This is a genomic window from Nitratidesulfovibrio liaohensis (genome assembly GCF_011682075.1).
GTDB lineage: Bacteria > Desulfobacterota > Desulfovibrionia > Desulfovibrionales > Desulfovibrionaceae > Cupidesulfovibrio > Cupidesulfovibrio liaohensis.
In genome coordinates this window covers 1-656 of record NZ_VSMK01000745.1, presented here as the reverse complement: position 1 = coordinate 656, position 656 = coordinate 1, and the positions used below count along the sequence as shown (strand labels likewise).

Below are 656 nucleotides of genomic sequence, written 5' to 3'. Positions count from 1 at the left end.
GGCGGCACGGGCATCGCCCTGCGCTGTTGCGGCGCGCCCGCGCTGTGGGCCGGGCGCGACGACCTCGCCGCTGTCGCCGCCGAGGAACTGCGCCAAGGTTGGGAGGCCATGGGACGCCCCACGCTGGTTGTGGGGTGCCCGTCCTGTGCCACGACCTTGCGCACGCTGCTGCCAGACCTGTCCCAGACCATGCTGTGGTCCGTGCTGGCGGAATACGGCGTTGGCGGGCAGACGATGCCCGCACCGTCTGAGCTGACCCTGCACGACCCCTGCGCCGCGCGCGAGGACGAACCCCTGCGTGCCACGGTGCGTGGCCTGCTGACCGCGCGTGGGGTGGCGGTGCACGAGCCGGACCTGACCGGGCACCACACCGAATGTTGCGGTTACGGTGGCCTGATGGCCGAGGCCGACCCAGATCTGGCCCGCACTGTCATCCAGCGCAGGGCCGATGCCTCGGACCTGCCCTTTGTCACTTACTGCGCCATGTGCCGCGACAGGCTGGCCGAGGCGGGCAGCCCCGCCAGCCATCTGCTGGACCTGCTGCTGCCCCCCCTGCCCAGCGGCAATCCGGACCCGGCAGCGCCCGGACCGCACATCACCGCCCGGCAGGAGAACCGCGCCCGTCTGCGCGACCGCCTGCTGCGCGAGGCGTACGG

At 72.9% G+C, this 656-nt stretch carries 1 protein-coding gene; it reads left to right on the top strand.

Annotated features, from left to right (window positions below):
• Nucleotides 1-656 (top strand): heterodisulfide reductase-related iron-sulfur binding cluster (locus FVW27_RS18455; RefSeq protein WP_167128017.1); only part of this gene is annotated, 656 nt, incomplete at both ends.